We start from the raw sequence: 25,825 nt of genomic DNA on the forward strand, positions 1-25,825 counted from the left end.
CAGGGCCCGGGACGTCAGAGGTCGGAGGGCAGCAGGGGGCGCATGAACGTGCGCTCGTAGCGCAGCACGCAGCCGCTCTCATCCCTGATGCGGTCGGCCTCGATGAACTCCGGATCGACCCCGAACCTCGCCCGGTACACCTCGTAGTCGGCGAAGGAGGGGAAGGTGAACAGGGCGAGGGCCTCGTCGCTCGCTCCCTCGGACGGGAGGAAGTAGCCGTGGTGGACACCCCCGTGGCGTCCCACGAGCTCGATCCATGCGCGCGCGAACGACTCGAAGGCGTCGATCTTCTTCGGATCGATCGTGTACGTCACGACACACGTGATCATGCGTCCACCGCCGTGCGCTGTCGTCCTGCGTAGAGAGTCCCCCAGCGGGTGAGCTCGGTCAGCAGCTGCCCGGCGCTCGCACCCAGTTCACTCAGTCGATATTCGACCTTCGGTGGCACCTGGCGGTAGACGGTCCGGATGATGAGGCCGTCGGCCTCGAGCTCGCGCAGTTGACGCGTGAGCACGCGCGGGGTCGGATCCTGCAGCAGCCGTCCGAGTTCGCCGAAGCGAAGCACCTCATGTTCGCCGAGGAGGGTGAGGATGCTGGGCTTCCAGGCGCCCCCGAGCACCGCGATCGACACCTCGGCGTCGCACGATTCGGTCCACTCGCGGACGATCCGTTCCGTCTTCTCTCTCACCTGTCGGCCCTCCACAGTATCCAAAATGTCCGTACGTATCAGAGATGACCGTACTTGTGGCTTGTGTGTGTACCTTCGCAGACTGAGGGTGTGACCACAACCCCCATCCGTGTCCCGTCCCGTTCGTCCGTCCGCCTCTGGCTCGCGATGGTCCCGCTCCGGCTCGGGATCCTCATCGGCGCTCTCGCGATCAGCAGTGTCTCCACCGCCCTCCCCGCGATCCGGGGTGACCTGGGACTGACCGATATCGAGGGACTCTGGCTCGTCGACGTGTACGCCCTCTCCCTGGCGGCGACACTGATCCTCGCCTCCCGGATCGGTGACGCGTTCGGACGCAAGAGCATCGTCCTGATCGGCTTGGCGGCCTTCGCCGCACTCAACGCCGTGGGTGGGATGGCCACGAGCGGCCTGCTGCTCATCATCGTCCGTGCTCTGCTGGGGGTCGCGGAGGCCTTCGTGGTCGCGGGAGTGGTCTCGACGATCGGTGCCAAGTTCCAGGCGCGCGAGCGTGTCCTCGCCTACGGGTTGTGGACGGCGACGTTCGGCACGGGAAGCGCACTCGGTCCGGTGCTCGGTGGGCTGCTGGCCGAGGGGCCGGGATGGCGCTGGCTGATGCTGGGCAGCGTTCCGCTCGCGGTGATCGCCGGAGTGCTGGCCCTGTGGCTCGTTCCGGACTCACGCAGTGCCCTGCTGCCCTCCTGGGATGTGCTGAGCATCCTGTCCTCGATCCTCGCGCTCGGCGCTCTCGTCTTCGCGCTCCACGAGGCCCTCGCCGCGCCCTTCTCGGCCGGGATCGCGGCCCTCATCGCGACGTCGAGCCTGATCTTCTTCGTGCGTCGGCAGCGTCGGCTCCGCGATCCGCTCATCGACATGGGACTCTTCCGGATCCCGGGCTTCAGCCCTGCGATCATCCGCATCGTCGTGAGCAGCGGTGCGTCGGCGGCCTCCGTGCTGTTGGTGAGTCTGCACCTGCAGGACACCCGCGGGCAGAGTGCGGCCGAGGCGGGCATCGCGCTGCTGCCCCAGGCCGCGGCCATCGCGATCGGGGGCGTGCTGGCGCCGCTGGCGCTGCGCGTGCTGTCGGCGAACTCCCTCACGGTGCTGGCGCTCGTCCTGCAGGCCGTGGGGCTGGGGTGGCTCGCGCTCGACCCGGCCGTCGTGGCGATCCCGCTCGTGCTCGTCGGCCTCGGGTTCGGCGTCGGTGCGACACTCGCCGCGACGGCGCTGTTCGAGGCGACGACCGAGGACCAGGCCGGACAGGTGGGAGCGATTCAGGAAATTGGATTCGCGCTCGGAGGCGGGCTCGGGATCGCCGTGTTCGGCACCATCGCCGCCGTCCTCGTCACCGGCGGCTTCGTCGTGGCAGTGCTCGTGGCCGCTGTCGTGGTCGTGGCGGCCGCGGTTCTTCCGGTGGTGCGGCGCGGAGTCCGTCGACGGGCCTGAGTCTCATCCGGTGCGATCGACCCGAGGGCATCGACGGCCTCGAGCCCGCCCGTCACCAGTGCGACGACCGCATCGAGGGTCGCATCCGCCGACAGCACGCGGGTGTGGCCGAGCCCTTCGGTGCGGAGCAGGCGGGAGCGCTCGCCGTGGGCTTCGTGCAGACGCAGGGAGTCGGAATCCGGCATCCGTCGGTCATCGCGATCGTGCACGACCAGCAGTGCGGTCTCCCTCGGAAGCGGATGCCGCGCGGCGTCGTAGCGCGCCGAGACCGTGGCCCGGTCCAGACCGAGCCGCCGATGGAATCGCTCCGTGAGCCTCGCGGTCGTCGCGGGATCGAGGCGGAGCTCTCTCGCGAACTCCGCGAGGAATGCGTCGGGGCCGGCCGCACCGGCGATCGCGGCGACGGCGCCGGTCGGCACGGTCGACCGGGCCACGGTCAACGCGGCGAAGGCGCCGAACGAGTGCCCGACGATCGCGGCGAAGGGTCCGTGCACAGCGTGCAGCTGCTCGGCGGCGTCGACCCAGTCACGCACATCGGTGCGACCGCCGCCGGAGGCGCCGTGCGCGGGTGCGTCGAACGCGATCACACGGAACCCCTCCGCGACCAGTTCGCGCACGAGCGGGGCGAACTGTGAGGCTCGGCCGCGCCAACCGTGCAGGAGCAGCACCGCGTGAGGGCCGCCGCCCCACTCGTAGGTGGACACCTCGATGCCTCGCACGTGCAGGGTCCCGCGGCGCGCGTCGTCGAGTGTCGGGGCATCGGCCTCGCGCACCGGCATCCGCGGGGAGGTGGCGAAGAAGAGGCGGTAGGCGAGTTCGCCCGCGAACGTGGGCGAGACGCGGGCGGCGGCATGGATGCTGCGGGTGAGCAGTGCGGGGAGGGACGGCATGGGAACTCCTTCGCCAAACAATACGAACGATCATACGTATACTAGGCGAACGATCGTTCGTATACTAGGGGGCATGTCGATTCATGCGGTGCAGGACGGACGGCGAGCGCGTGGTGATGCCTCGCGCCGCATCGTGCTGGACAGTGCGACCGACCTCGCCTCCGTCGAAGGACTCGACGGGCTGACCATCGGCCGGCTCGCCGAAGCCTCCGGGTCGAGCAAGAGCAGCATCGCCACGCTCTTCCGAAGCAAGGAGGGCCTGCAGCTCGCCACGGTCGAGGCCGCGCGGGAGATCTTCACCGCGCAGATCGTCGAGCCCGCCCGGGAGCATCAGCGGGGTGTCCACCGCCTCGCCGCGCTGTTGCGCAACTCCCTCGCGTACTCGAAGGAACGGGTCTTCGCCGGTGGGTGCTTCTTCGCCGCCACGGCAGCCGACGTCGACTCGAAGTCCGGGCCCGTGAGCGATGCGGTGCGTGCGGCACTGGTCGACTGGTACGGCTACCTCGAAGCTCAGATCCGCCACGCGGTCGCCGTGGGGGAGATCGATGCCGATGCGGAGATTCTCGCCTTCGAGCTGGTCGCCTTGAACGAGGAGGCCAATGCGCGCTCGCTGCTGATGGACGATGAGCGCCCCTACGCGCTCGCGGCCGCCGCGATCCGCGCTCGCCTCCGTGCTGCCGGCGCGGCGGAGTCCGCGGTGGCGCTCCTCGACCTCTGACGTCGACCCCAGGCGCCGACCTCGGACGCCGACCCCAGGCGCACGAGACGCCTCACCCGCTGTCGGATGAGGCGTCTCGTCGATGGTGGCCGGAGCGTCAGGCGTCGCGACCGCGGGTGAAGCCCGCCTCGAAGCCGCGTTCGAACGCGTGCTGCGCCATCCGTCCGGTGCGGGGGTGTCCGTGGCTGTGTCCTTGTCCGTGGGTGTGGGCGTGTCCGTGGCCGTGGCTCTGCGCGTGGGCGTGCCGTTCGCCGTGGCCGTCGTCGTGACGGCATCCGTACTCGGCGTCCATGCCCGGGCCGAAGCCCCGGCGGAACGGGCGTCCGAAGCCGTGCCGGGCTCCGCGACCATGCCGGGGGCCGCCGAAGCCGTGCCGACGTCCGCGGGGCAGAGGGGTCTCCTCGTCCCAGCCGAACGCGCGCGCGATCTTCTCCAGCGACGCGAGGGTGGTGGCCATGTCCTCGGGGGATACGGCATCGGCGACCTTCGCGCGGATCTCGTCGACGATGGTGCCGAGGCGATCCTTCGCCGCGCGGCCTTCGTCGGTGAGCGTCCAGCCCTCGCCGTCGGCGGCGATCCAGCCGCGCTCGATCAGGTCACGCAGCTTGTGAGCCTTGAGTGGGCGATCCGGGGCGACGGTGCCGTCGACGGCATTGAGCATCCGCCAGTCGCGGCGGTTCGCGTGCTCGCGGTCGAAGGCGGTGGCGAACTCGGCCGCCATGAGGCGGTCGGCGGCCTTCAGCCAGTAGCCGAAGGGGCGGGTGGTGTTTACAGGGTTCTGTGATTCAGAGGTGTTCATGGAAAGTCCTTCGTTGTCGGGGTGCATGTGTATGTCACAGTGCATGTACATGTAGTGTGACATGCAGTCGTGATGCATGTCAAGTCGCATGTAAAATCAGAGGGTGACCACCGACAAGAACGAACCCGCGGAATCGGATCCGGCCGAAGCCATCGCGCAGGCGCTGTCCCGCCTGCGAGGACGTCGTCCGGGCGATCGGGGGCACGGCGGGAGAGGCGGTCCCCACGGTCGGCACGGCGGACCGCAGGGGACTCGCGGCGACCACGTGCACGACCACTTCGATCACCACCGCGGCCATCCGGGCATGCCGCCGTGGATGGCCGACCCGTCAGGGCGCCTCGGTGGTCCTGCCCGCATGCGGATGCTGGAGGCGCTGGCCGCGGCGGCGACTCCCCTCAGCGTGAGCGACCTCGGTGCCGCGATCGGCGTCGATCAGCCGCGAGCGTCACGGCTCGTCCAGCAAGGCGTCGAGCGCGGCTATGTGCGCCGCGAGGCCGACCCCGACGACGCGCGGCGCACGCGTATCGCACTGACCGACGAAGGCCGCCGCCTCGCCCGCGGCATGCGTGGTGAGCGTCGCGAGATGCTGACGACCGCGCTCACCTTATTCACCGACGAGGAGCGCGTCGAACTCGCCCGGCTGCTCACCAAGCTCGCCGACAACTGGCAGCGCTGAGCCGGTCAGGCCGACGCGATCCCGACCGACGGTCCCGACCGACGATCCGTGCACAACTCAGGAAGAAATCGGCGACCCGCCGTCTGAATGCCCCTGAAGGTGTGGTTTCGGCCCGTTTGTCCGGAGTTGTGAACGGGGGCCTCCCGTCAGCGCGGCGCTTTCACCGGCAGCAGCAGGAGGAAGCCGGCGAGCAGCACGATCACGATGCCCAGGATGCCGAAGGCGGTCTGACTCGTCAGCACGATCAGCAGGGTCCAGGCGCCGGAGGCCATCCAGCTCGCCGCGCGGCCCGTCGTGGCGTACAGGCCGAAGATCTCGCCCTCGCGGCCGGCCGGGGTGACCCTGGCCAGGAACGACCGGGCCGCTGCCTGAGCCGGTCCGACGAATGCGCACAGGATGAGGCCGCCGACCCAGAAGACCATCGACCCGGCGTCCCGCAGGAAGAACACCGCGAGGCCCGCGACGATCATCGAGCCGATCGAGGCGAGGATGATCCGCTTCGGTCCGAGTCGATCGTCGAGTCGCCCTGCGGCGATGGTCGAGACTCCGGCGATCAGGTTCGCCGCGATGCCGAAGATGATGATGTCCTGCGTGCCGAAGTTGAAGACGGCCGTCCCGATGATCGCACCGAAGGCGAAGACACCGCCGAGTCCGTCACGGAACACCGCGCTCGCCAGCAGATACCAGAAAGTGGGCCGGGTCTCCTCATTGCGGTAGAGCCCGGCGACGTCCTTGACCAGGAGGGGGTACGAGGCGAAGAAGCCGACCTTGCGCTCCGGGCGTCCGAGCGAGGGCTCCGGCACGTTGAGGAAGATCGGGATGCTGAAGATGATCGCCCACACCGCGCATCCGACCGCGATCAACCGGTAGGCGAGTCCGTCGTCGGTGGACATCCCGAACCAGTCGAAGGTGTCCAGCACCACGACGATCACCAGCGCGATGATGCCTCCGAGGTAGCCGAAGCCCCATCCGAGACCGGAGATGCGGCCGACGTTCCGCGGGGTGGCGATGCCGATGAGCATCGCGTTGGAGTTCACCGCCGCGATCTCCTGGAACACGGTCGCCGCCGAGATGAGCGCGACGCCCAGCCAGAACAGACTCGGGGCCGGCTCCACGAACCACAGACCCAGCATGCACAGGATCAGGGCGCCGGTGCCAATCCCGAGCCAGAGCTTCTGCCGACCCGCGGCATCGGCGCGCTGCCCGAGCACCGGCGCGAGGAGCAGGATGCCGAAGGCCGCGATGGTGGATCCGAGGCCGAGCCCGGATGCGAGGTCCGCCTCCGCCGCGAGCCGGGCCGGATCGTCTTCGCTCAATGCCGCGATGTCGGCGGGGAGGAAGGACTCGCTGACCAGGTAGAGCGCGGTGAAGACGAACGTCAGGATGACGGTGTTGAACGGCTGCGTCGCCCAGTCCCACAGCGCCCACGAGTAGACCTGCTTCCTGGGGGCGGGGGTCTCGCCGCGCAGATCGAGGCCGACGACGGCGACGGCACCACTGTTGGCGGTCGCTGCGGGCTCGGGGACGCCAGGGCGAGATTCGGGTTCGCTCATGGGGGAAGTCTGGCGGCCTCCGGTGAACGTCCGGTGACGGCGCGCCGCGTCGACACGCCCGGTGCGGGATCAGAAGTGCGCCTCCGACGGCCCGCAGCGGCGCGTTTTCGAGCCCGCACCGGTGCGGGGGCCGCGCGGAGGGGGCTCAGTCCGTACGGAGGGGGCGGAGCGTGCGGGCGTAGTCCTCCTTCAGCACCGCCAGGTGGAGCCAGGCTTCGATCCGCGTGACGCCGGGCAGCGCGCGCAGGCGTTCGAGGCTCGCATACAGCGCACCGGCCGAGGGCTCGACCAGCGTCGCCACCGCATCGAACCGCCCGAGCGTTCGTGCGGCGAAGTCCACCCCGCGTCCGCGCCGGAGCTCGTCGATCACGGCCCCGTCGTCGTCTCCGAGCGTCATCCCGACTCCCATCGACAGCTGCCGGTGCGCGAGCCCGCGTGCCTCGACGGCGCTGATCTTGATGACCCCGGCGTCGATCAGTCGCTGCACCCGGGTGGCGACGGCCGAGGGGGAGAGGCGCACCTCTTCACCCAGCGCGCGGAAACTCTCCCGTCCGTCCGCCTGGAGTCGCTCGATCAGGGCTTCGTCGATCACGTCGAGGGTGACGTCACCGTGGTACTCGGAGACGAAGAAGCCCTTGATCACGGTCGAGTAGATGATGGTGCTGATGTCGTGCACGCCGTCGATCGCACGGATGAGCGCGAGCAGATCGTGCAGCTCCGACATCGACCCGACGCGCACCTCGGTGACCACGTCGTGCGAGCCCCCGACCGCCGAGACCAGCACGGTCTCGCTCATGTCGCGCAGGTGCTCGGCGACGTGTTCGACCGTGCCGTCGGTGCGGAGGGAGACGTGGGCGAGTACGTGCTGCCCGAGGAAGACCGGATCGACGGCCGCGACGACCCGGACCGTGCGGTCGGCGAGCATCGTCCGCAACCGCGCCGCGACCGCCGCCCGCGACTGTCCGAGCCTTTCGGCGAGTGAGAGGATGCTGGCACGACCGTCTTCCTGCAGCGCGCGGATGAGTTCGGCGTCGAAATCCATGGTCGCCCTCGATTCGTCAGATTCCCGCGAACGCACGGATCGCCGCGCGCTTGTTCAGTCTAGAAGCGCTTGTGCCGTCGAGAAGGGAAGCATTGCATGGTTTCATGATCAGAAATCCAGTGAATGCTCATTCTCGCTGGAGTTCTGACCTTGCCGACGGCTCCGCACGTCCGTAGCATCCTTCGCTATCCGACATCTTCCGCAAAGGAGCGGGCACCCTCATGACCTCCACACCCAGCACCGGTACCCACAGCCGGGCACGACGCGCCGGCATCGCCGCCTTCGTCGGCACCACGATCGAGTGGTACGACTTCTACGTCTACGCGACCGCGGCGGCGCTCGTCTTCGGTCCGCTCTTCTTCCCGAGCGGCGACCGACTCGCCGAGACCGCAGCGGCCTTCGCGACCTTCGCGGTCGCCTTCCTCGTCCGGCCCCTCGGCGGCATCATCTTCGGCCACATCGGCGACAAGCTCGGACGCCGGGTGTCGCTCGTCATCACGCTGCTGATGATGGGCGCGGCCACGGTGCTCGTGGGCTGCCTGCCGACGTACGAGAACATCGGCATCCTCGCCCCGATCCTCCTGATCCTGCTCCGTGCGGTGCAGGGCCTCGCGGTCGGCGGCGAGTGGGGCGGCGCGGTGCTCATGAGCGTCGAGCACGCCCCCGAGAAGTCCAAGACCTTCTACGGCGGCTTCACGCAGCTCGGCAACCCGGCCGGCGCGCTGCTGGCGTCGGGAATCTTCGCGATCATGACGCGCATGGGCGACGACTTCATCATCAACGGCGGATGGCGCATCCCCTTCCTGCTCTCGATCGTGCTGGTCGGCGTCGGTTTCTGGGTGCGCTACCGCGTCGAGGAGTCCCCGGTCTTCGAGGCGAAGATCGAGGGCCGCAAGCAGTCGATGCCGCTCGCCTTCGCGCTGCGCACCAACTGGCGTCCGATCCTCCTCGGCATCGGCATCCTGCCCATCTCGACCGGCGGCTACTACCTGGCCACCACCTTCGCCACGGCGTACGCCACCGGCGACACGGTCGCGATCAGCGAGCAGGTCATCCTCGACGCCATGACGATCGCCTCCTTCGTGGAATTCGTGGTGACGCTTCCCGTCGCCTGGCTGGGCGACAAGTGGGGCCGGAAGAACGTCATGTACCTCGGCCTGCTCACCTCGGTGCTCACCTTCGTGCCGTTCCTGCTGATCCTGCCCGGCCGAGTCGAACCGCTCATCTTCCTGTTCGCCTCCCTGGTGCGCATCGCGATGAGCGCCACCTACGCGCCGATCGCCGCCCTGCTCTCGCAGATGTTCCGTCCGCAGGCCCGCTACACCTCGATCGCGCTGTCCTACGGCGTCGGCGCGGCGGTCTGGGCCGGGTTCTCCCCGTGGTTCGCGACCCAGCTCATCGCCTGGACGGGCAGCATCTGGTCGGTCATCGCGATGTTCATCGGTATGGCCCTCATCGCCGGTGTCTGCACGCGTCTCGCGCCGCAGCACTCCGACGAGGCCCCCGTCACCGCCTCCTTCACCGCCCGCACCGACACGACCGCGAACAGGCTGCCATGAGAAAGCTCACCCCCTTCGACCGCTCCGCGCAGGAGACACCCGTCCTCCTGACGGCGCAGGCGATCCACACCGCGGATGCCGAAGCCACCACGGCCACGGCCATGCTGACCGACCGGGGACGGATCCTCGCGATCGGCACCCCCGCGGAGTGCGAGGCGGCGGTCGAACGGGCAGGGCTCTCCCCGGAGCGCATCGACCTCGGTGACGCGGTCGTGGTCCCCGGGTTCGTCGACGCCCACGCGCATCCGCTCATGTTCGGGCAGATGATGACCTGGGTCGACTGCGGACCCGAGAAGGCCGGCAGCATCCCCGAGATCGTGGCACTGCTGAAGGCGGCGGCCGCCGACCTGCCCGCAGGACGGCCGGTGCGCGGCTACGGCTACGAGCAGCGGAACCTGGCGGAGAAGCGGCACCCCACCCGCTTCGAGCTCGACGAGGTCGCGAGCGATCGCGAGGTGTATCTCATGAACGCGTCCGGCCACGGCGGCGTCGTGAACTCGTACACCCTGCAGGCGGGCGGCGTCGACCGGGACACCCCGAACCCGGACGGCGGCGAGTTCTTCCGCGACGCGGAGGGCGAGCTGACGGGTGAACTGTCGGACGCCGCCTGCAACATCCTCACGGGCGTGCACGGCGTGAAGATCGGCCACCACGGCCCGAACTTCCATCTCGCGGATGAACCGGAGGAGCACCTGCGCCAGCTGGATGCCGCGACGCAGCGCTTCCTTGCCGGTGGTGTCACCTCGATCGGCGACTGCCAGGTCACGCGCCGCGAGTTCGACATGTACCTGCGTCTCGCCGAGGCCGGGCGCCTCGAGCTGCGGGTGTCGATGTACCTGCTGTCGCACCTGCTCGACGAGGCGCTCGAGATGGGGCTCGTCGGTCAGTTCGGCAACGCGCACCTGAGTTTCGCGGGCATCAAGTTCTACGCCGACGGGACGCTGGGCGGCTGGACCGCGTACTTCCCGGACGGCTACGTGGGTGACCCCTGCCGCACCGGGCAGTTGTACCACGAGCCTGCCGAGTACGCCGGGCTCATCCGCAAGGCGCACGCCGCGGGCCTGCAGACGGCCACGCACGCGCAGTCGCCCACCGCGATCGAGATGGTCGTGTCAGCGATCGAGTCCGCGCTCGCCGAGCATCCGGATGCCGATGCCCGGCACCGCATCGAGCACTGCGGTCTGCCGACTCCCGAGCAGATCGAGCGGATGGCGGCCTCGGGCATCCGTCCGGTCAACCAGACGCAGCACTACTTCAACTGGGGCGAGGGCGTCGAGGAGGCGATCGGGACCCCGGGTGAGCGCTTCAACCCGCTCGGGGAGTTCGAACGGGCCGGCGTGCCGATCACGATCTCCTCGGATGCGCCGGTCGCGGAGCCGATCCCGCTCGAGGCCATCCAGACCGCCGTCACCCGCGTCACCCGGCGCGGACACACGCTCGGACCGGATGACCTGCGGATCTCCGCGCTCGCCGCCCTGCGCGCCCACACGATCGAGGGCGCCGCGTCGATCGGCCGCGACGACGATCTGGGCTCCCTCGAAGTCGGGAAGTACGCCGACTTCGCGGTGCTGTCCGGCGATCCGCTGTCCGTTCCGGCCGAGGAGATCTCGGCGATCACCGTGCGCGAGACCTGGGTCGACGGCGTTCGTCGTCACCGGGTGTGAGGATGATCCGATGAACTCCGACACCACGACGGCCGAGCAGTACGCCGACACCGCGGGCCGGGCGGTCCTGGAGACCATCCGCGCCTACGGTGTGACCGCGATCTTCGGCATCCCCGGCACCCACAACCTCGAGTTGTACCGGCCGCTCGCCGAGCTCGGGATCCGTGCCGTCACGAACCGTCACGAGCAGGGCTCCGGCTACGGGGCCGACGGCTGGGCGCAGCAGACCGGACTCCCCGGCGTGGTCATCACCACGTCCGGTCCCGGCCTGCAGAACGCCATGAGCGCGATCGGCACCGCGTTCTGCGAATCGCGACCCCTCATCGTCCTCTCCCCGGGAGTGCCGCTCGGCGCAGAGTTCGCCGACGTCGGCACGCTCCACGAGACGAAGGATGCCACGGCCATGGTCGGCGCGATCGCCGAGTGGTCGCGTCGGGTGACCAGTGCCGCCGAGGCGGTGGATGCCGTCCATGATGCGTTCGCGCTGTTCCGCACCGGGCGTCCCCGGCCCGTGCACATCGAGATCCCCCTCGACGTGCTGGAGGCGCCGGCCGAGGTCTCCGCCGAGGCGCGCAGGCCCCGCCCGGTCGCGGCGCGCGCGTCCGGGGATCCGGCAGCGCTCGCCGAGGCGGCACGTCTGCTCGTCGCCGCGAAGACCCCGGTGATCGTCGCCGGTGGGGGAGCGGTGGATGCCGCGCACGAGGTCACGACCCTCGCCGAGCGACTCGGCGCTCCGGTGCTCACCACCCTGAACGGCAAGGGCGTGGTCGATGAGCAGCACGCGCTCTCGCTCGGCTCGAATCTGCGCCTCGCCGCGGCCCGCGCCGTCGCGGAGGATGCCGACGTGTTGCTCGTCGTCGGCTCGAAGCTCGGTGAGGCAGAGCTGTGGGCGCCGCGGCTCGAAGCCCGCGGATCCGTGATCCGTATCGACATCTCGCCGACGCAGCACGACAAGAACCTCGCCGCGACGGTGGGGATCACGGGCGACGCGGCTGCCGTCGTGGAGGCGCTGCTGGCCGTCGTCCCGCACGAAGCCCGCCCGCCGCGCGACCTCACCGCCGAGCGGAGCGCGATCGCCGCCGAGATGCGCGAGACCGCACCCGAGGCGGTCGCCCTGGCCGAGATCATCGCCGACGCCCTTCCCGAGGATGCGATCGTCGCGGGCGACTCGTCCCAGATCGTCTATCTGGCCCTCGGCAGCGTGCTGCAGTCGGCCCATCCGCACTCGCTGCTCTATACCCCCACCTACGCGACGCTCGGCTACGGGCTGCCGGCGGCGATCGGCGCCAGAGTCGCGCAGACGGAGCATCCGGTCGTCACGGTGATCGGCGACGGCGCGCTGATGTTCTGCGTGAACGAGCTGGTCACCGCGGTCGAGCAGCGTCTCGACGTCACGATCGTGTGCGTCGACAACGGCGGGTACGCCGAGATCCGTCAGAACGAGGTCGATCGGGGCATGACCCCCATCGGCGTCGACCTGGTGCAGCCCGACTGGGCGGCGCTCGCCACGGCCTTCGGCGCGACCGGGCGCCGGGTGGAGCGCCGCGAGGACATCGCCTCGAGCATCCGGGCCGCGATCGCCGAGGGCGGCGTGCAGCTGGTGCACCTCCCGCAGAGCGCCCTCTGAACTCCGTGACCTCCCTCTCTTGACCTCCCCGACGAACAGGAACGAGCCATGACCGAGAACGTGGGCCCCATCGACGCGTCCGTGAACCCCCGCTACTCCGGCATCGCCACCTTCGCGCGGCTGCCGCGGATCGAAGATGTTCCGCGCGCCGACATCGCGGTCGTGGGCATCCCGTTCGACTCGGGCGTCAGCTACCGACCGGGCACGCGGTTCGGTCCGTCGCACGTGCGCGAGTCCTCGCGACTGCTGCGACCGTACAACCCCGCGCAGGACGTGTCGCCGTTCGCGATCGCACAGGTCGTGGATGCGGGTGACATCCCGGTCAACCCCTTCGACCTCACGGAAGCCGTGACCGAGGTCGAGCGCGCGGCCCTGGCCCTCGGCGAGCAGGTGCAGCGCATCGTCACGATCGGCGGGGACCACACGGTCGCGCTGCCCCTGCTGCGCGCGGTCGCCGCGAAGCACGGCCCCGTCGCCGTGCTGCACTTCGACGCACATCTCGACACGTGGGACACCTACTTCGGGGCACCCGTCACCCACGGCACCCCCTTCCGCCGCGCGAGCGAGGAGGGACTGATCGACCTCACCTCCAGCTGCCACGTCGGCACGCGAGGCCCCCTGTACTCGAAGCAGGACCTGGAGGACGACGAGCGCCTGGGCTTCTCGATCGTGTCGAGCGAATACATCGAGGAGCACGGGGTCGAGGCCGGCATCGCCCGCATCCTCCAGCGCATCGGCGACAAGCCGCTGTACGTGTCGATCGACATCGACGTGCTCGACCCCGCCCACGCGCCCGGCACCGGTACGCCCGAGGCCGGGGGGCTCACGAGCCGGGAGCTGCTGCGGATCCTGCGTGCCCTGACGTCGCAGAACATCGTCGGCGCGGACGTGGTCGAGGTGTCGCCCGCCTACGACCACGCGCAGATGACCGGCATCGCCGCGAGCCATGTGGTGTACGAGCTCGTGACGCTGCTGGCCGCCCGCGTGGCGTCTGACTCTCAGTAGAGCGCCGCGAGAAGCTCGGCGAACAGTTCCTCGGGGTCGGCGTCGACGCGGCGTCGGGTGAACCAGTCGCAGATGTTCACGCAGTCGCGATGCAGCAGGTCGAGCCCCTGCGGGTTCGCGATGATGTCGACGATCTGCGGCAGGTCGATCACCCGCACCCGGCCCTCATGCACGAGCAGGTTGTACGCGGAGAGGTCGCCGTGGGCGAAGCTGGCTGCGGCGAAGATCCGCATCAGATCGACGACCTGCGCGTAGCACTCCTGAAGCGCGGCACGGTCGCCGCGTGACTGGGCGAGCCGGGGTGCAGCCGTGCCGTCGGCGTCGCCGAGGAACTCCATCAGCACCTCGGTGCCGTTCACCTGCACGGGATACGGCACCGGCGCGCCGAGCTCCCACATCCGGCACAGCGCCTCGAACTCGGCGAAGGACCACTGCGCCGCTGCCACGTCGCGACCGTGGCTCGACTTCTTGGCGAGGGCGCGGGTGTCACGGGTGTTCCGGGTGCTGCGCCCCTCCGTGTACGTCGAGGAACGGTGGAAGCTGCGGTGCTCGGCGCTGCGATAGCGCTTCGCGGCGAGCAGGGTGTGCTGCGCCGGATCACCGGGCACGGCGCGCTCGATCAGGAACACGTCGGCCTCTTTGCCGGTCTTGAGGACGCCCCGTTCGGTGTCGAGCGCACCGGCGGAGGTCACCACCCACGCGGGCCACGGCTCGGGCCCGCGCTCGGACGGGGTGATCGCCGGCCACGTGGACCAGCGCTGGCCCTCACCGGGGTCGACGTCGGCGAAGGAGAGTTCGGTTTCGAGGGTCTCGAAGGAGGAGGCGTCGAACGACGCGGCTTCCGAGGAAGCGGAGGGGTCAGACAAGTGTGGCTCCAGGAGGGGAGGCCACGCCAGGATCAGGAGCGGGTGGCCTCGAGGGGAAGGTGGTCGGCGGAAAGCGCGACAAAGACCGTGTTCATGTCTTCGGCTCCTTCCGCTCGGGCTTCCCGGGCGCGTCCCGGTGCGTCGTCGAGCATAGGGCGTCCCCGGCGAGCGTGTCCAGAGGCGGTGGTCAACGCCCGACCCGCCGGGATCGCTCCGGACGATCGGTCGGATGCCGCGGACGCCTGGTCGGGCGGCGGTATCCGGATCCTGCGAGCGTGGAACCATGACCACGACAGCCCCCGTTCCCACCGTGTCTTCCTCTGCGGCGCCCCGCATCCGCTACGGCGGGTTGATCGTGCTCATGCTGATGGGCTTCCTGCTGGTCACGGCCGAGTTCCTGCCCAACGGTGTGCTCACCGAGATGGCCGACGGCCTCGGGGTCACCCCGGGCCAGGCAGGACAGACCGTCACCGTGACCGCGCTCGTCGGACTCGTCGTCGCCCCGACGGTCGGACTGATCTTCCCGCGCCTCGACCGCCGGTCGCTGCTGCTGTGGATGGCGCTCTCCGCGGCCGTGTCGAACCTCATCGTGGCGATCGCGCCGAATCTGATCATCGTGCTGCTGGCGCGCTTCCTGCTGGGCGCCGCGATCAGCGCGTACTGGGCGATGTCGATCACCGTGGCAGCGCGCCTCGCGGGACCCGCGAATCTCGGCCGCGGCGTCATGTTCACCTCCGCCGGGGTGTCGCTGGCGACGGTCGCGGGCGTGCCCCTCGGCGTCATGCTCAGTGAGCTCATGGACTGGCGGACCGTCTTCGCTCTCGCGGGCGTGCTGATGGTCGTGCTCGCGGCCGTGCTGCGGTTCGCGCTGCCGTCCGTTCCGGCGGAGCAGGCGTCGAGTCTGCGACTGCTCGTCGACACCCTGCGCCGCCCGGGCATCGGCCTCGGCATGGTCGGGCATGTGCTCGTGGTCCTCGGGCACTTCCTCGCCTACACCTACGTGCGCCTCGCGCTGGAGCGGATCCCCGACGTCGACGCCTCGACCATCGTCATGCTGCTCGCGCTGTTCGGCGTCGGCGGTCTGCTCGGCAACATCACGATCGGGCTCGTCATCGACCGCACGTTCGCCTTCTTCGCGGTGTTCGCGCCGTTGGTGATCGCCGTGTCGGTGACCGCGATGATCCTCTTCTCCGGATCGATCATCGGCGTGGGCATCGTCGTGCTGGTGTGGGGCTTCTTCTTCTCGTCCTGGCTGATCGTCGTGAACACCTGGGTCGGACACCGGATGCCCGATCGGCTCGAAGCCGGGGGCAGCCTGGTCGTCGTGGGGTTCCAGGGCGCGATCACGCTCGCCGCAGGCATCGGTGGCCTGCTCGTGGACACTCTGAGCGTCGAACTGGTCTACGTGATCGGTGCCGTCGCGCTGCTCGCCGGCGCGGTGCTGTTCGGCGCATCGAATCGGGTCAGCAGCAGAGCCTGACCCGGGCGGGTGCCGCTCAGGCCGGGACGGGAGTGCGGTTGGTGAGGCGCCAGGACGAGGGGGTCTGTCCGGTGCGGCGTCGGAATGCGCGGCTGAATCCCTCGTCCGAGGCGTAGCCCAGCTCGCGGGAGATGTCCGAGACGGAGCGCCCGGCGTCGAGCATCCGCTTCGCCGCATCGACCCGCACCTCGGTGACGTAGTCGGCGGGTGAGCGTCCGACAGCGCTGCGGAACCGCTCGGCGAAGGTCGAGCGCGACATCGCCCCGATCGCGGCGAGGCGCTCGACCGTCCAGTCGCGCCCCGGCTCCTCGTGGATGGCGTCGACCACGCGGTCGAGGAAGGGGTCGCTCGACAGGGAGGGCCAGCCGGTGGGCGCGCAGCCGTTCGCCGCCCAAGCACGGATGACCGACAACAGGACGGTCGTCGCCATCAGGCGGCAGATCACCGGGTCCCCCTGGCGGGCGGGTGTGACCGTGTGGTCGATCACCCCCATGTTCAGGGCGAGGGCGGCGGCCGCGGGCTCCACGGCGTCGAAGCCGGTCACGGTGAGGAACGGGGGCAGCAGTGCGGGCAGGGGTGACGCGACATCTGCGAGCTCGATGTCGGCGATCATGAGGATCGTCTCGTCGTGTGCCTCGAGCGCGAACGGCGACCGGCCGAGGGTCAGGAACGCGTCGCCCGTCACGAGCAGGTCATGGCGCGCCTGCGAGTTGTCGAGCCGGAGTCGCTGCGAATCGGGATCGACGTCGAGACGGCAGCCGTCTCCGAGCGGAGGATGCCCCCGCACGGCGCCCGCGACGATGTAGACCAGGGTGATGGCGTCGGCGGGGATCGGCAGCAGCGCTCCCGCGGCGAGCGACGATCGGCGTCCGATGCCGACGCGGAGATCGACCGCACCGAGCACGTGCGAGAGCGCATCCGCATCCACTGTCACCATGCCTTCGGCAACGTCGTCGCGCGGGCTGCTATTCCGATGTCGGTGCGCGAGACGGTCGCACCGTCTTGACGGACTCAACCATTCGGTTGATTCGAGGGGGATGGAGGGACGGATACGGTGGAAGCACCCCACCCGAGGAGTACCGTGTTCCGCACCCCCGACCGTCTGTACCGAGTCCTCGCGATCGCGGAGGCGATCACCTGGACGATCCTGATCGGCGCGATCATCGCCCGCGCCGTCGGCGCCCCCGGCGTGGTGGTGACCGTGGGCGGAGGCATCCACGGATTCATCTTCCTGAGCTATGCGGCGACGGCGATCCTGGTCGCCCTGAACCAGCGCTGGCATGTCGGGGTCGGCGTGCTCGCCGTCGCGAGCGCGGTGGTCCCGTACGCGACCATCCCGATGGAGATCTGGCTGCACCGTACCGGCCGCCTCACCGGAGCCTGGCGCCTCGAGGCGACCGAGGATCCGCGTGATCGACGGTGGTACGACCGGCTGATGCGGTGGTTCCTGCAGCGGCCGTGGGTGCTCGCCGTGCTGCTCGTGGTCGGCATCGTCGCGCTGTACGTCATCCTGCTGCTGATCGGTCCTCCCGGCGGTAAGTGAGCCCGCACACCTTCAGTGCGTGATTCCGCTCAGGCGCGTCGGACGGGCTGCTGCAGTTCGGTGACCCAATCGGACTGGTCGTCGCCGACGGCGCGGACATAGAGCTCCCTGCAGGGACCGTCGTGTACGAGGCCGCGCGCGAAGATCTCGGCGTGGATCGCCTGCCAGCTCTCCGCGATGTGCTCCATCGAGCCGAGGTGGATGCCGCAGACGGCTTCGTCCGCCGCAGGGAGCTCGATGATGTCGAACTCCGCGCGCGCGGGGCCCGCATAGGTGTAGCCGACGATGACCTCCAGTCCGTCGTCGAGCGTCGTGTACTGGGCGATCGGTGTGGTCAGGGGATGTTCGCCGCCGATGGTGTCCGCGACCGCGTCGAAGGCGGAACCGACCACACCGGCGACGGCCGGCTGATCGGGGACGACCGTGCGGACGGCGGCGAGCCGGACGGCAGGCAGGGGCTTCTCGACGATCTCGATCCGTGACATGTGCTTCTCTCTCTCGATGAGGTGGAGGCGCCTCTCCACGTCGACGAGTCTCTCCGCGGCGATCCGATGCTCCTGCTCGACCTCTGCGCGGCGGATCCGCAGCAGGGAGGCGATGCGCTCGGCATCGACTCCCCGTTCGAGGATGGCCGAGATGTCGTCGAGGCCGAAGCCCAGCTGGCGCAGGGCGACGATCCGGTGCAGCCTTTCCAACTGCGACGGGTCGTAGGAGCGGTAGCCGTTGAACTCGTCCACGTGGGCGGGCACGAGCAGTCCGGCCGTGTCCCAGTGCCGCAGCATGCGGTGAGTCACCTGGCCGATCTGCGCGAACGCTCCGATGGACAACATGTGTCTGTTCTCCCGTCTGCCACCGTGTCAGGGTCAAGTATCGCCTCGGTCCGGTCTGAGGTCGGATCGTCCAGGGCGGAGGGGAAGGTGCTCCCCGCCCCATTCCGGTATCTTGGTTTCTGGCGCTGATCTGGGTGTTTCAATGTCGGTGGTCCCTGGTTCACTGAAGGTATGACAGCGCTGGCGGATGCGACCCTCGAGCAGGTGGACGCCCTCGCTGCGCTCACCGAGATGCTCGTCGAGGTCGAGCGCACGATCAGCAGTCTGCAGGCCGCGCGAGACGGCATCCTGGCGGTCGGGTCGCGGCTCGCGCTCGATGTAGCCGCGCAGGCGGAGCATCCCGACCACGGAGACATGTCGGCCCGCACGGTCGCCGCGGAGTTCGCCGCGGCCCTGCGGGTGAGTGATCGAACGGTGCAGCGCCGGATGGCCGACGCGGCCTGGGTCGTGGAGCACTTCCCGCTGGTCTGGGAGGCGCAGGGGGCGGGTCGCATCAGCGCGGCGCACGCCCGAGTCGTCTGCGAAGCGGGTGAGCACCTCCCCGATGCGGCGAGCCGCGCCGCCTATGCGGCTCAGATCATCCCCTTCGCCGAGACCGAGTCTCCCGCTCGTGTCGGTCGAATGGCTCGGCGGGTGGCCGAACGGTTCCAGGCGCGGTCGATCGATGAGCGGCACCTCGATGCGCGGGAGAAGAGATCCGTGTGGGTGAAAGACGTCGGAGACGGGATGACGCAGCTCGGCCTGCTCGGTCCGTCGGCGCTCGTGCACGGTGTCTTCGAACGGCTCACGCAGATGGCCGAGGCGGTGCAGGAGCATGAGTCCACCGAGCATGAGTCCACAGAGCGTGAATCCACAGAGCGTGAGTTCACGGAGCTCCCGGCTCCGGAGCCGGACGAGCGCACCCTCGCGCAGCGCCGCGCCGATCTCGCTCTCGACCTGCTCCTCACCGGCGCTCCGGCCGGACATGATCGCGGCGAGGGGCTCCTGACGGCGATTCGCGGAACGGTGTCGATCACGGTCCCCGTCACGACGCTGATCGGCGAGGGCTCGACTCCGGCCGAGCTGAACGGCCGCACTCCGGTCGACCCCGCGACCGCCCGCCGGATCGCCGGCGCGGCGGCGGGCTGGGACCGGATCCTCACCCACCCCATCACCGGCGCGGTCCTCGCGGTCGACCGCTATCGTCCCGGTCCGGATCTGAAGCGGCATCTGAGGGCGAGGGATCAGCGGTGCCGATTCCCCACTTGCGGGTACGCGTCCGTGGACTGCGACATCGACCATCATCACGAGGCCGCGCTCGGGGGAGCCACCGAGGAGTCGAATCTCGGTCACCTGTGTCGTCGCCATCACGTGCTCAAGCATCATTCGCCGTGGGCGGTCGAGCCCCTGGGTGGTGGCGTCTACGCCTGGACGAGCCCGACCGGCAAGGTCTACGTCGACCGGCCCCCTCCCCAGAACACCGTCACGTTCACGGAGGATCCGGCGATTCTCGCGCCCTTCTGAAAAAGTTGAGTCGACTCGTATCAAGTTGATTTGACACCTGCGGAGCCCCGGCGTACAGTTGAGTCATCGCGACTCAGGTTTCCCTGATCGCCGCAGATTTCCGATCCCAACGAACTTCCAACAAAGGAGAGAACACATGGCACGTGCTGTCGGTATCGACCTCGGAACCACCAACTCCGTCGTCAGCGTCCTCGAGGGTGGCGAGCCCAAGGTCATCGCCAACGCCGAGGGCTTCCGCACGACCCCCTCGGTCGTGGCCTTCACCAAGGACGGGGAGGTGCTCGTCGGTGAGACCGCGAAGCGCCAGGCCGTCACCAACGTCGACCGGACGATCGCTTCCGTCAAGCGCCACATGGGCACCGACTGGAGCTTCGACGTCGACGGCAAGAAGTGGACGCCGCAGGAGATCTCCGCGCGCATCCTCATGAAGCTCAAGCGCGACGCCGAGGCGTACCTGGGTGACACCGTGACCGATGCGGTCATCACCGTCCCCGCGTACTTCAACGACGCCGAGCGTCAGGCCACCAAGGAGGCCGGGGAGATCTCGGGTCTCAACGTCCTGCGCATCATCAACGAGCCGACCGCGGCCGCTCTGGCCTACGGCCTCGACAAGGGCAAGGAAGACGAGCTCATCCTGGTCTTCGACCTCGGTGGCGGAACGTTCGACGTCTCGCTGCTCGAGGTGGGCAAGGACGACGACTTCTCCACGATCCAGGTGCGTGCGACCGCCGGTGACAACCGTCTCGGTGGAGACGACTGGGACCAGCGTCTCGTCGACTACCTGATCAAGCAGTTCAAGGAGACCACGGGCGTCGACGTCGCGGGCGACAAGATCGCGCTGCAGCGCCTCAAGGAGGCCGCGGAGCAGGCGAAGAAGGAGCTCTCCTCCTCCACCTCGACGAGCATCAACCTGCCGTACCTGTCGCTGACGGAGTCCGGCCCGGTCTCGCTCTCCGAGACGATCACCCGCGCGAAGTTCGAGGACCTCACGAAGGACCTGCTCGACCGCACCAAGAAGCCGTTCGAGGATGTCATCCGCGAAGCCGGCATCAAGGTGTCCGAGATCGACCACATCGTGCTCGTCGGTGGTTCCACCCGTATGCCCGCGGTCGCCGAGCTCGTCAAGCGCGAGACCGGTAAGGACGCGAACAAGGGCGTCAACCCGGATGAGGTCGTCGCCGTCGGCGCCGCTCTCCAGGCCGGTGTCCTCAAGGGCGAGCGCAAGGATGTCCTCCTCATCGACGTCACCCCGCTGAGCCTCGGCATCGAGACCAAGGGCGGCATGATGACCAAGCTCATCGAGCGCAACACCGCCATCCCGACCAAGCGCAGCGAGACCTTCACCACGGCAGACGACAACCAGCCGTCCGTCGCGATCCAGGTCTTCCAGGGCGAGCGCGACTTCACCCGCGACAACAAGCCGCTCGGCACGTTCGAGCTCACGGGCATCGCTCCCGCTCCCCGCGGCATCCCGCAGATCGAGGTCACGTTCGACATCGACGCCAACGGCATCGTGCACGTGTCCGCCAAGGACAAGGGCACCGGCACCGAGAAGTCGATCGTCATCTCCGGCGGCTCCTCGCTGTCGAAGGAAGACATCGAGCGCATGGTGCGCGAGGCCGAGGAGCACGCGGCTGAGGACAAGGTGCGCCGTGAGGCAGCCGAGGTCCGCAACCAGGCCGAGACGCTCGCGTACTCGATCGACAAGCTGATCACCGAGAACGACGACAAGCTGCCCGAAGACGTGAAGACCGAGGTCAAGGCCGACGTCGAAGCGCTCAAGACGGCGCTGGCGGGCGAAGACGACGAGGCCGTGAAGACCGCGTTCGACAAGCTCAACCAGTCGCAGTCCAAGCTCGGCGAGGCCATCTACGCCTCCTCGCAGGCGGATGCTGCTGCCGACGCTTCGGCTGACGGCGAGGCCCCGACCGGTGACGCTCCCTCCTCCGACGAGGACGTCATCGACGCCGAGGTCGTCGACGACGAGGACGAGAAGAAGTAATCATGACGGACAAGAACTTCGACGAGAACCAGAATCCTGAGTCCGCCGAAGGTCGCAGCGAGGGGTCGGACGCTCAGGCGTCCGGCCCCGCGCCGCAGAACCCGGACTCCACCGAGGCGAAGGCCGCCGAGGGGTCGGACGAGACTCCTGAAGACGGTGTCGATGACCTCACGGTCGATGACATCCTCGGAGCGACGCAGACCGGTGAGGCCGCAGCGGAGGATGCCGTGCTCGCCGACCTCGAGTCGACGCTGCTGAACGATCTCAAGCGCCTCCAGGCCGAGTACGCGAACTACCGTCGTCGCACCGAGGAGCAGCGCCAGGTCGAGATCGAGCGGGCGAAGGGCGAGGCCGCCAAGGGCCTCATCCCGGTGCTCGACGACCTCGACCGTGCCGCTCAGCACGGCGACCTGGTCGAGGGCACGCCCTTCGCCGTGATCGCCGAGAAGGTGCGTGCGGTCGTGGAGCGTCTCGGGGTGGCCGCATACGGCGAGAAGGGTGAGGAATTCGACCCTCAGCGCCACGAGGCCATCTTCCAGCAGCCGACCCCCGGCGCCGAGAAGACGACGATCCTCGAGGTCGTCGAGGTGGGCTACCGCCTCGGTGACATCGAGCTGCGCCCCGCAAAGGTCGTCGTCGCTGTCCCTGCGGAGTAGGTGATCGATGGCCAGCCAGGATTGGTTCGACAAGGACTTCTACAAGACCCTCGGGGTCTCCAAGGACGTCAGTGATGCGGATCTGAAGAAGACGTATCGCAAGCTTGCGCGGAAGTACCACCCGGACTCCAATCAGGGTGATGCCAAAGCAGAGGCGAAGTTCAAGGAGATCAGCGAGGCCTACTCGGTGCTCTCCGACGCCGAACAGCGCAAAGAGTACGACGAGATCCGCGCCATGGGCTCCGGCGCCCGCTTCACGGCGGGCGGCCAGGGTGCCGGCGGCTTCGAAGACGTGTTCAGCCGGTTCGGCCAGCAGGGCCGAGGGCAGACGGCCGACTTCGAGGACATCTTCGCGATGTTCAACCAGGGGCAGGGTGCGAGCTTCGGAGGCGGACGCTTCGGGCAGCCGAGCGGTGGCTACCGCGGCTTCGGCGGACCGCAGCGTGGTGCCGACGTCACCGCTCGCACGACGCTCGACTTCGTCACCGCCGTGCAGGGCGAGACCATCTCCCTGCAGGGCGATGACGGCAAGCCGTTCAAGGTGAAGATCCCTGCCGGTGTGGCAGACGGACAGAAGATCCGTCTGCGCGGTCGTGGCCGTCCCTCGCCCGACGGCGGGGAGAGCGGCGACATCGTGGTGCAGATCTCGGTGCGCCCGCACCCCGTCTTCACGCGTGACGGGCTCAACCTGCGCGTCGTGGTCCCGGTGACCTTCACTGAAGCGACCCTCGGCGCGACGATCGAGGTCCCGACGCTCAGCGGTGACGTGGTCAAGCTCCGCGTCGCTCCCGGCACCCCCTCCGGGCGGGTGCTGCGCGTCAAGGGCCGTGGTGTGGCGACGGCGAAGGGAACCGGAGACCTGCTCGCCGAACTCCAGGTCGCCGTGCCCACGCACCTCGACGACGCCGCGCGGGAGGCCCTGGAGAAGTTCCAGGAGCTCGAGCCCACGGAGAATCCGCGGGCGGAGCTGATGGCGAAGGCGCGTCGATGACCGAGCGTCGAAGTGGGCACCGGGGTCGGAGGCGTTCATGATGAACGCTGACACCCCGGTGTTCGCGATCGCGGCGGCGGCCGAGCTCTCCGGTCTCCACCCGCAGACCCTGCGGCAGTACGACCGCATCGGACTCGTGGTCCCCGGACGGACGTCGGGCGGCTCGCGTCGGTACTCCGCCCGCAACATCGAACAGCTGCGCGAGGTCGCCCAGCTCTCTTCGGAAGGTGTGAGCCTCCCCGCGATCGCGCGTCTGCTCGACCTCGAAGACGAGAACCGGGCGCTGCGCAACCGCATCGCGGTACTCGAGAGCGCTCTGCGCACCGAGCGCGAGAACCGCCCCGGCGTGCGGGTGTTCGCCGCCGGATCCGCGGGGGTGGTGCCCGTGCCGAGCGGCCGTCGCATCCGCCGCTCGACCGACATCGTGCTCTGGGATCCGCGCGGACACGCCTAGACACCAATCTCGTGGTGTGTATCCTGTCAACAGTTAACAGGAGGTCACCATGACGCAGACCGTCACGCGCGGAGAATCCCTCGGCGCCCAGGTGGCACGGGTGCTCCGCCAGCGCATCGTGCGCGGCGAACTCGCCCCCGGCGCGCGGATCACCGAGGAAGCGCTCGCCGAGGAGTTCTCGGTCAGCCGTGGCCCCGTACGCGATGCGCTCACCCAGTTGAGCTTCGAGAAGCTCGTCGAGGTGCAGCGTCCCCGCGGCGTGTACATCGTGGGACTCACGGGGGATGACGTCGATCAGCTGTACAGCCTGAGGGGTGCGCTCGAACAGCTCGCCCTCTCGCGGGCCATGCGCGTCGACGACGAGGCGCGCTGGGCCGCGATGGCGGCGGCCGTCGACCGCATGGGCGAGGCCGCGGACCGCGGCGACCATGCCGCATTCGTCACCGCGGATCTCGAGTTCCACTCGCAGATCTACGCGCTCGCCGATCACCCGCGTCTCGAGGGGGCATGGAATCAGTACCTCCCGACGTTCACCGCGCTGCTCGAGGTCACGATCAACCATGACGAAGACCTGCACGAGTCTTCCGATGATCACGTGACGCTCATGCAGGTGATGCGCACGGGCACGCCGGCGCAGGCGGCGAAGGTGCTGTCCGAGCATCTCGACGGTGCTCGTCGACGCATGCTGAGCGAGATCGCCACCCACGCCTGAGGGCGGAGCCGTGCCTGCGGCCCTCGCGGCGCACGTGTCGTCCGAGTGTTGACTGTTAACAGTCAACACTGCTACGGTCGGGGGAGTCGACAACAAGGTCGACCCACGTAGAGGAGCAAAGATGCCCCGCAAGCGCATCACCCGGGCGGCTGCCGCGATCGCCGCCCTCGCAGCCACCGCTCTCATCGTCTCGGCCTGCACCAAGGTCGAAGAGGGCGAGGGCGCCGAATCGACCTACCCGGAGAAGGACATCCGGCTCATCATCCAGGCCAACCCCGGGGGAGGATCAGACCTCTCGTCGCGCGCACTCGCCACGGAGCTCGAGAAGATCCTCGACGTCAGCGTCATCCCCGAGAACATGCCGGGTGCCGCCGGAGCGCTCGCGATGGAGTACGTCGGTGCGCAGGATCCCGACGGCTACGTGATCGGATTCGCGCCCGTCGAGATCGCGATGCTGAACACCACGCAGAGCGCGGACGTGCTGCCGGACGACTTCGACCTGCTCGGCCAGATCATGCTCGCCCCCGGTGTCGTCACCGTCGGCGCGAACAGCGGGATCGAGACGCTGGAAGACCTCGTCGCCCAGGCGCAGTCCGGTGCCGTCACGGTCGCGAACTCCGGCGCCGGCTCCATCTGGGAGGCGGCGACCCTCGGACTCGGTGCCGCGACCGACGCCGACTTCACTCCGGTGCCCTACGACGGCGGAGCGACGGCCGTCGCCGCAGCCGCATCCGGCGAGACCGTCGCGGCTGTCTCCGGCCTCGGCGAGGCACTCGCCCAGGGCGACGCCGTGCGCATCCTCGCCGTCATGAACGACGAGCGCCACCCCGACGCGGAAGACGTCGAGACGGTCGAAGAGGCCATCGGCGAAGACGTCGTCTTCGGAGGCTGGGGCGGCATCTACGCGCCCCAGGGTCTGCCCGACGACGTGAAGTCGACGCTCGAAGCCGCCGTCAAGGAGGCCGTCGAATCCGACAGCTACCAGAAGTTCCAGGCCGACGCCGGAAACCTGGTCGTGTACCGCGACTCCGCCGAATGGACGACGTTCGTCGACGAGCAGTTCGACCTCTTCAAGGACCTCCTGGGCTGAGGAGCCCGGTAGAGAAGACTGCGGGGCCGGGCTC

24 protein-coding genes and 1 pseudogene are annotated in these 25,825 nt (G+C 69.0%); 16 read left to right on the top strand and 9 right to left on the bottom strand.

Annotated elements, in window-relative coordinates:
• Window positions 1–14: 14 nt before the first annotated feature.
• Window positions 15–329 carry an NIPSNAP family protein gene (locus tag ACLF6J_RS16975; protein WP_047524237.1) on the bottom strand — a complete coding sequence of 105 codons (315 nt, stop codon included), beginning with the start codon at window positions 327–329 and terminating at the stop codon, window positions 15–17.
• Entirely contained in the window at window positions 326–688 is a 363-nt protein-coding gene (locus ACLF6J_RS16980) for a winged helix-turn-helix transcriptional regulator (protein ID WP_134352453.1), read from the bottom strand. Before ACLF6J_RS16980 ends, ACLF6J_RS16975 begins: the two co-directional genes overlap by 4 nt.
• A 147-nt stretch (window positions 689–835) precedes the next feature.
• On the opposite strand from ACLF6J_RS16980, the pseudogene ACLF6J_RS16985 reads away from it, so the two are divergent.
• Window positions 836–1,936 (top strand): annotated as a pseudogene (locus tag ACLF6J_RS16985) (MFS transporter); the annotation flags it as partial.
• 23 nt (window positions 1,937–1,959) lie between these two features.
• Here the strand turns inward: ACLF6J_RS16985 and ACLF6J_RS16990 are convergent.
• Window positions 1,960–3,021 (bottom strand): alpha/beta hydrolase family protein, encoded by a 1,062-nt coding sequence (locus ACLF6J_RS16990; RefSeq protein WP_134352451.1) that lies wholly within the window; start codon window positions 3,019–3,021, stop codon window positions 1,960–1,962.
• 73 nt (window positions 3,022–3,094) lie between these two features.
• On the opposite strand from ACLF6J_RS16990, the gene ACLF6J_RS16995 reads away from it, so the two are divergent.
• Window positions 3,095–3,739 (top strand): TetR/AcrR family transcriptional regulator, encoded by a 645-nt coding sequence (locus ACLF6J_RS16995; protein WP_134352450.1) that lies wholly within the window; start codon window positions 3,095–3,097, stop codon window positions 3,737–3,739.
• 97 nt (window positions 3,740–3,836) lie between these two features.
• On the opposite strand, the gene ACLF6J_RS17000 is transcribed toward ACLF6J_RS16995, so the two are convergent.
• Window positions 3,837–4,538, bottom strand: a complete 702-nt coding sequence (locus tag ACLF6J_RS17000) for a hypothetical protein (RefSeq protein ID WP_134352449.1) — start codon at window positions 4,536–4,538, stop codon at window positions 3,837–3,839.
• A gap of 103 nt (window positions 4,539–4,641) precedes the next feature.
• Between ACLF6J_RS17000 and ACLF6J_RS17005 the strand changes: the two genes are divergently transcribed.
• Window positions 4,642–5,214 carry a MarR family winged helix-turn-helix transcriptional regulator gene (locus tag ACLF6J_RS17005; protein ID WP_244093534.1) on the top strand — a complete coding sequence of 191 codons (573 nt, stop codon included), beginning with the start codon at window positions 4,642–4,644 and terminating at the stop codon, window positions 5,212–5,214.
• Between the two features lie 146 nt (window positions 5,215–5,360).
• On the opposite strand, the gene ACLF6J_RS17010 is transcribed toward ACLF6J_RS17005, so the two are convergent.
• Together ACLF6J_RS17010 and ACLF6J_RS17015 are read right to left on the bottom strand one after the other, a co-directional pair.
• Window positions 5,361–6,767, bottom strand: coding sequence for an MFS transporter (locus tag ACLF6J_RS17010; RefSeq protein WP_134352448.1), 1,407 nt, complete (start codon window positions 6,765–6,767; stop codon window positions 5,361–5,363).
• 145 nt (window positions 6,768–6,912) lie between these two features.
• A complete protein-coding gene (locus ACLF6J_RS17015; protein WP_047524242.1) occupies window positions 6,913–7,809 on the bottom strand; it encodes an Lrp/AsnC family transcriptional regulator in 897 nt (298 codons plus the stop codon).
• A gap of 221 nt (window positions 7,810–8,030) precedes the next feature.
• On the opposite strand from ACLF6J_RS17015, the gene ACLF6J_RS17020 reads away from it, so the two are divergent.
• Genes ACLF6J_RS17020 through speB form a run of 4 tightly spaced genes read left to right on the top strand, consistent with a single transcriptional unit; the run spans window position 8,031 to window position 13,664 of the window.
• On the top strand, window positions 8,031–9,368 hold the full coding sequence (locus tag ACLF6J_RS17020) for an MFS transporter (RefSeq protein ID WP_047524243.1): 1,338 nt from the start codon (window positions 8,031–8,033) through the stop codon (window positions 9,366–9,368).
• Window positions 9,365–11,032 carry an amidohydrolase gene (locus ACLF6J_RS17025; RefSeq protein ID WP_134352447.1) on the top strand — a complete coding sequence of 556 codons (1,668 nt, stop codon included), beginning with the start codon at window positions 9,365–9,367 and terminating at the stop codon, window positions 11,030–11,032. The genes ACLF6J_RS17020 and ACLF6J_RS17025 overlap by 4 nt, the downstream gene beginning before the upstream one ends.
• A gap of 10 nt (window positions 11,033–11,042) precedes the next feature.
• A complete protein-coding gene (locus tag ACLF6J_RS17030) occupies window positions 11,043–12,659 on the top strand; it encodes a thiamine pyrophosphate-binding protein (protein WP_134352446.1) in 1,617 nt (538 codons plus the stop codon).
• 48 nt (window positions 12,660–12,707) lie between these two features.
• Complete coding sequence (gene speB / locus ACLF6J_RS17035) at window positions 12,708–13,664, top strand: agmatinase (RefSeq protein ID WP_047519816.1); 957 nt, start codon at window positions 12,708–12,710, stop codon at window positions 13,662–13,664.
• Here the strand turns inward: speB and ACLF6J_RS17040 are convergent.
• Window positions 13,658–14,530 carry a serine protein kinase RIO gene (locus ACLF6J_RS17040; RefSeq protein ID WP_134352445.1) on the bottom strand — a complete coding sequence of 291 codons (873 nt, stop codon included), beginning with the start codon at window positions 14,528–14,530 and terminating at the stop codon, window positions 13,658–13,660. The genes speB and ACLF6J_RS17040 overlap by 7 nt on opposite strands.
• 283 nt (window positions 14,531–14,813) lie before the next feature.
• Between ACLF6J_RS17040 and ACLF6J_RS17045 the strand changes: the two genes are divergently transcribed.
• On the top strand, window positions 14,814–16,010 hold the full coding sequence (locus ACLF6J_RS17045) for an MFS transporter (protein ID WP_134352444.1): 1,197 nt from the start codon (window positions 14,814–14,816) through the stop codon (window positions 16,008–16,010).
• Window positions 16,011–16,026: 16 nt separating this feature from the next.
• Here ACLF6J_RS17045 and ACLF6J_RS17050 read toward each other — a convergent pair whose 3' ends face one another.
• Window positions 16,027–16,947 (bottom strand): helix-turn-helix domain-containing protein, encoded by a 921-nt coding sequence (locus ACLF6J_RS17050; protein ID WP_134352443.1) that lies wholly within the window; start codon window positions 16,945–16,947, stop codon window positions 16,027–16,029.
• 144 nt (window positions 16,948–17,091) lie between these two features.
• Here ACLF6J_RS17050 and ACLF6J_RS17055 point away from each other — a divergent pair, with 144 nt between their 5' ends.
• Complete coding sequence (locus tag ACLF6J_RS17055) at window positions 17,092–17,553, top strand: DUF3817 domain-containing protein (RefSeq protein WP_134352442.1); 462 nt, start codon at window positions 17,092–17,094, stop codon at window positions 17,551–17,553.
• 29 nt (window positions 17,554–17,582) lie between these two features.
• Here ACLF6J_RS17055 and ACLF6J_RS17060 read toward each other — a convergent pair whose 3' ends face one another.
• Window positions 17,583–18,383 carry a MerR family transcriptional regulator gene (locus ACLF6J_RS17060; RefSeq protein ID WP_047519810.1) on the bottom strand — a complete coding sequence of 267 codons (801 nt, stop codon included), beginning with the start codon at window positions 18,381–18,383 and terminating at the stop codon, window positions 17,583–17,585.
• Window positions 18,384–18,554: 171 nt separating this feature from the next.
• On the opposite strand from ACLF6J_RS17060, the gene ACLF6J_RS17065 reads away from it, so the two are divergent.
• The 7 genes from ACLF6J_RS17065 (at window position 18,555) to ACLF6J_RS17095 (ending at window position 25,791) form a co-directional block, all read left to right on the top strand.
• Window positions 18,555–19,886, top strand: a complete 1,332-nt coding sequence (locus tag ACLF6J_RS17065) for an HNH endonuclease signature motif containing protein (RefSeq protein WP_134352441.1) — start codon at window positions 18,555–18,557, stop codon at window positions 19,884–19,886.
• A 136-nt stretch (window positions 19,887–20,022) separates the two neighbouring features.
• Window positions 20,023–21,888: a molecular chaperone DnaK gene (gene dnaK / locus ACLF6J_RS17070; protein ID WP_047519808.1), complete on the top strand. Its 1,866-nt coding sequence runs from the start codon at window positions 20,023–20,025 to the stop codon at window positions 21,886–21,888.
• 2 nt (window positions 21,889–21,890) lie between these two features.
• Entirely contained in the window at window positions 21,891–22,544 is a 654-nt protein-coding gene (locus ACLF6J_RS17075; RefSeq protein WP_047519806.1) for a nucleotide exchange factor GrpE, read from the top strand.
• 7 nt (window positions 22,545–22,551) lie between these two features.
• Window positions 22,552–23,535 (top strand): DnaJ C-terminal domain-containing protein, encoded by a 984-nt coding sequence (locus ACLF6J_RS17080; protein WP_131493616.1) that lies wholly within the window; start codon window positions 22,552–22,554, stop codon window positions 23,533–23,535.
• Between the two features lie 40 nt (window positions 23,536–23,575).
• Window positions 23,576–23,989 (top strand): heat shock protein transcriptional repressor HspR, encoded by a 414-nt coding sequence (locus tag ACLF6J_RS17085; RefSeq protein ID WP_131493656.1) that lies wholly within the window; start codon window positions 23,576–23,578, stop codon window positions 23,987–23,989.
• Window positions 23,990–24,038: 49 nt separating this feature from the next.
• Complete coding sequence (locus ACLF6J_RS17090; protein WP_047519800.1) at window positions 24,039–24,701, top strand: GntR family transcriptional regulator; 663 nt, start codon at window positions 24,039–24,041, stop codon at window positions 24,699–24,701.
• 121 nt (window positions 24,702–24,822) lie between these two features.
• Complete coding sequence (locus ACLF6J_RS17095) at window positions 24,823–25,791, top strand: tripartite tricarboxylate transporter substrate binding protein (protein WP_134352439.1); 969 nt, start codon at window positions 24,823–24,825, stop codon at window positions 25,789–25,791.
• Window positions 25,792–25,825: the final 34 nt, after the last annotated feature.

The sequence above is a fragment of the Microbacterium sp. IO18 genome (assembly GCF_049099505.1).
Lineage (GTDB): Bacteria > Actinomycetota > Actinomycetes > Actinomycetales > Microbacteriaceae > Microbacterium > Microbacterium aurugineum.

Coding starts and splice junctions, on each gene's coding strand:
- ACLF6J_RS16975 (WP_047524237.1), bottom strand. CDS start 329: ATGATCACGTGTGTCGTGACGTACACGATCGATCCGAAGAAGATCGAC.
- ACLF6J_RS16990 (WP_134352451.1), bottom strand. CDS start 3,021: ATGCCGTCCCTCCCCGCACTGCTCACCCGCAGCATCCATGCCGCCGCC.
- ACLF6J_RS16995 (WP_134352450.1), top strand. CDS start 3,095: ATGTCGATTCATGCGGTGCAGGACGGACGGCGAGCGCGTGGTGATGCC.
- ACLF6J_RS17000 (WP_134352449.1), bottom strand. CDS start 4,538: ATGAACACCTCTGAATCACAGAACCCTGTAAACACCACCCGCCCCTTC.
- ACLF6J_RS17010 (WP_134352448.1), bottom strand. CDS start 6,767: ATGAGCGAACCCGAATCTCGCCCTGGCGTCCCCGAGCCCGCAGCGACC.
- ACLF6J_RS17015 (WP_047524242.1), bottom strand. CDS start 7,809: ATGGATTTCGACGCCGAACTCATCCGCGCGCTGCAGGAAGACGGTCGT.
- ACLF6J_RS17020 (WP_047524243.1), top strand. CDS start 8,031: ATGACCTCCACACCCAGCACCGGTACCCACAGCCGGGCACGACGCGCC.
- ACLF6J_RS17025 (WP_134352447.1), top strand. CDS start 9,365: ATGAGAAAGCTCACCCCCTTCGACCGCTCCGCGCAGGAGACACCCGTC.
- ACLF6J_RS17030 (WP_134352446.1), top strand. CDS start 11,043: ATGAACTCCGACACCACGACGGCCGAGCAGTACGCCGACACCGCGGGC.
- speB (WP_047519816.1), top strand. CDS start 12,708: ATGACCGAGAACGTGGGCCCCATCGACGCGTCCGTGAACCCCCGCTAC.
- ACLF6J_RS17045 (WP_134352444.1), top strand. CDS start 14,814: ATGACCACGACAGCCCCCGTTCCCACCGTGTCTTCCTCTGCGGCGCCC.
- ACLF6J_RS17050 (WP_134352443.1), bottom strand. CDS start 16,947: ATGGTGACAGTGGATGCGGATGCGCTCTCGCACGTGCTCGGTGCGGTC.
- ACLF6J_RS17060 (WP_047519810.1), bottom strand. CDS start 18,383: ATGTTGTCCATCGGAGCGTTCGCGCAGATCGGCCAGGTGACTCACCGC.
- ACLF6J_RS17065 (WP_134352441.1), top strand. CDS start 18,555: ATGACAGCGCTGGCGGATGCGACCCTCGAGCAGGTGGACGCCCTCGCT.
- dnaK (WP_047519808.1), top strand. CDS start 20,023: ATGGCACGTGCTGTCGGTATCGACCTCGGAACCACCAACTCCGTCGTC.
- ACLF6J_RS17075 (WP_047519806.1), top strand. CDS start 21,891: ATGACGGACAAGAACTTCGACGAGAACCAGAATCCTGAGTCCGCCGAA.
- ACLF6J_RS17080 (WP_131493616.1), top strand. CDS start 22,552: ATGGCCAGCCAGGATTGGTTCGACAAGGACTTCTACAAGACCCTCGGG.
- ACLF6J_RS17085 (WP_131493656.1), top strand. CDS start 23,576: ATGAACGCTGACACCCCGGTGTTCGCGATCGCGGCGGCGGCCGAGCTC.
- ACLF6J_RS17090 (WP_047519800.1), top strand. CDS start 24,039: ATGACGCAGACCGTCACGCGCGGAGAATCCCTCGGCGCCCAGGTGGCA.
- ACLF6J_RS17095 (WP_134352439.1), top strand. CDS start 24,823: ATGCCCCGCAAGCGCATCACCCGGGCGGCTGCCGCGATCGCCGCCCTC.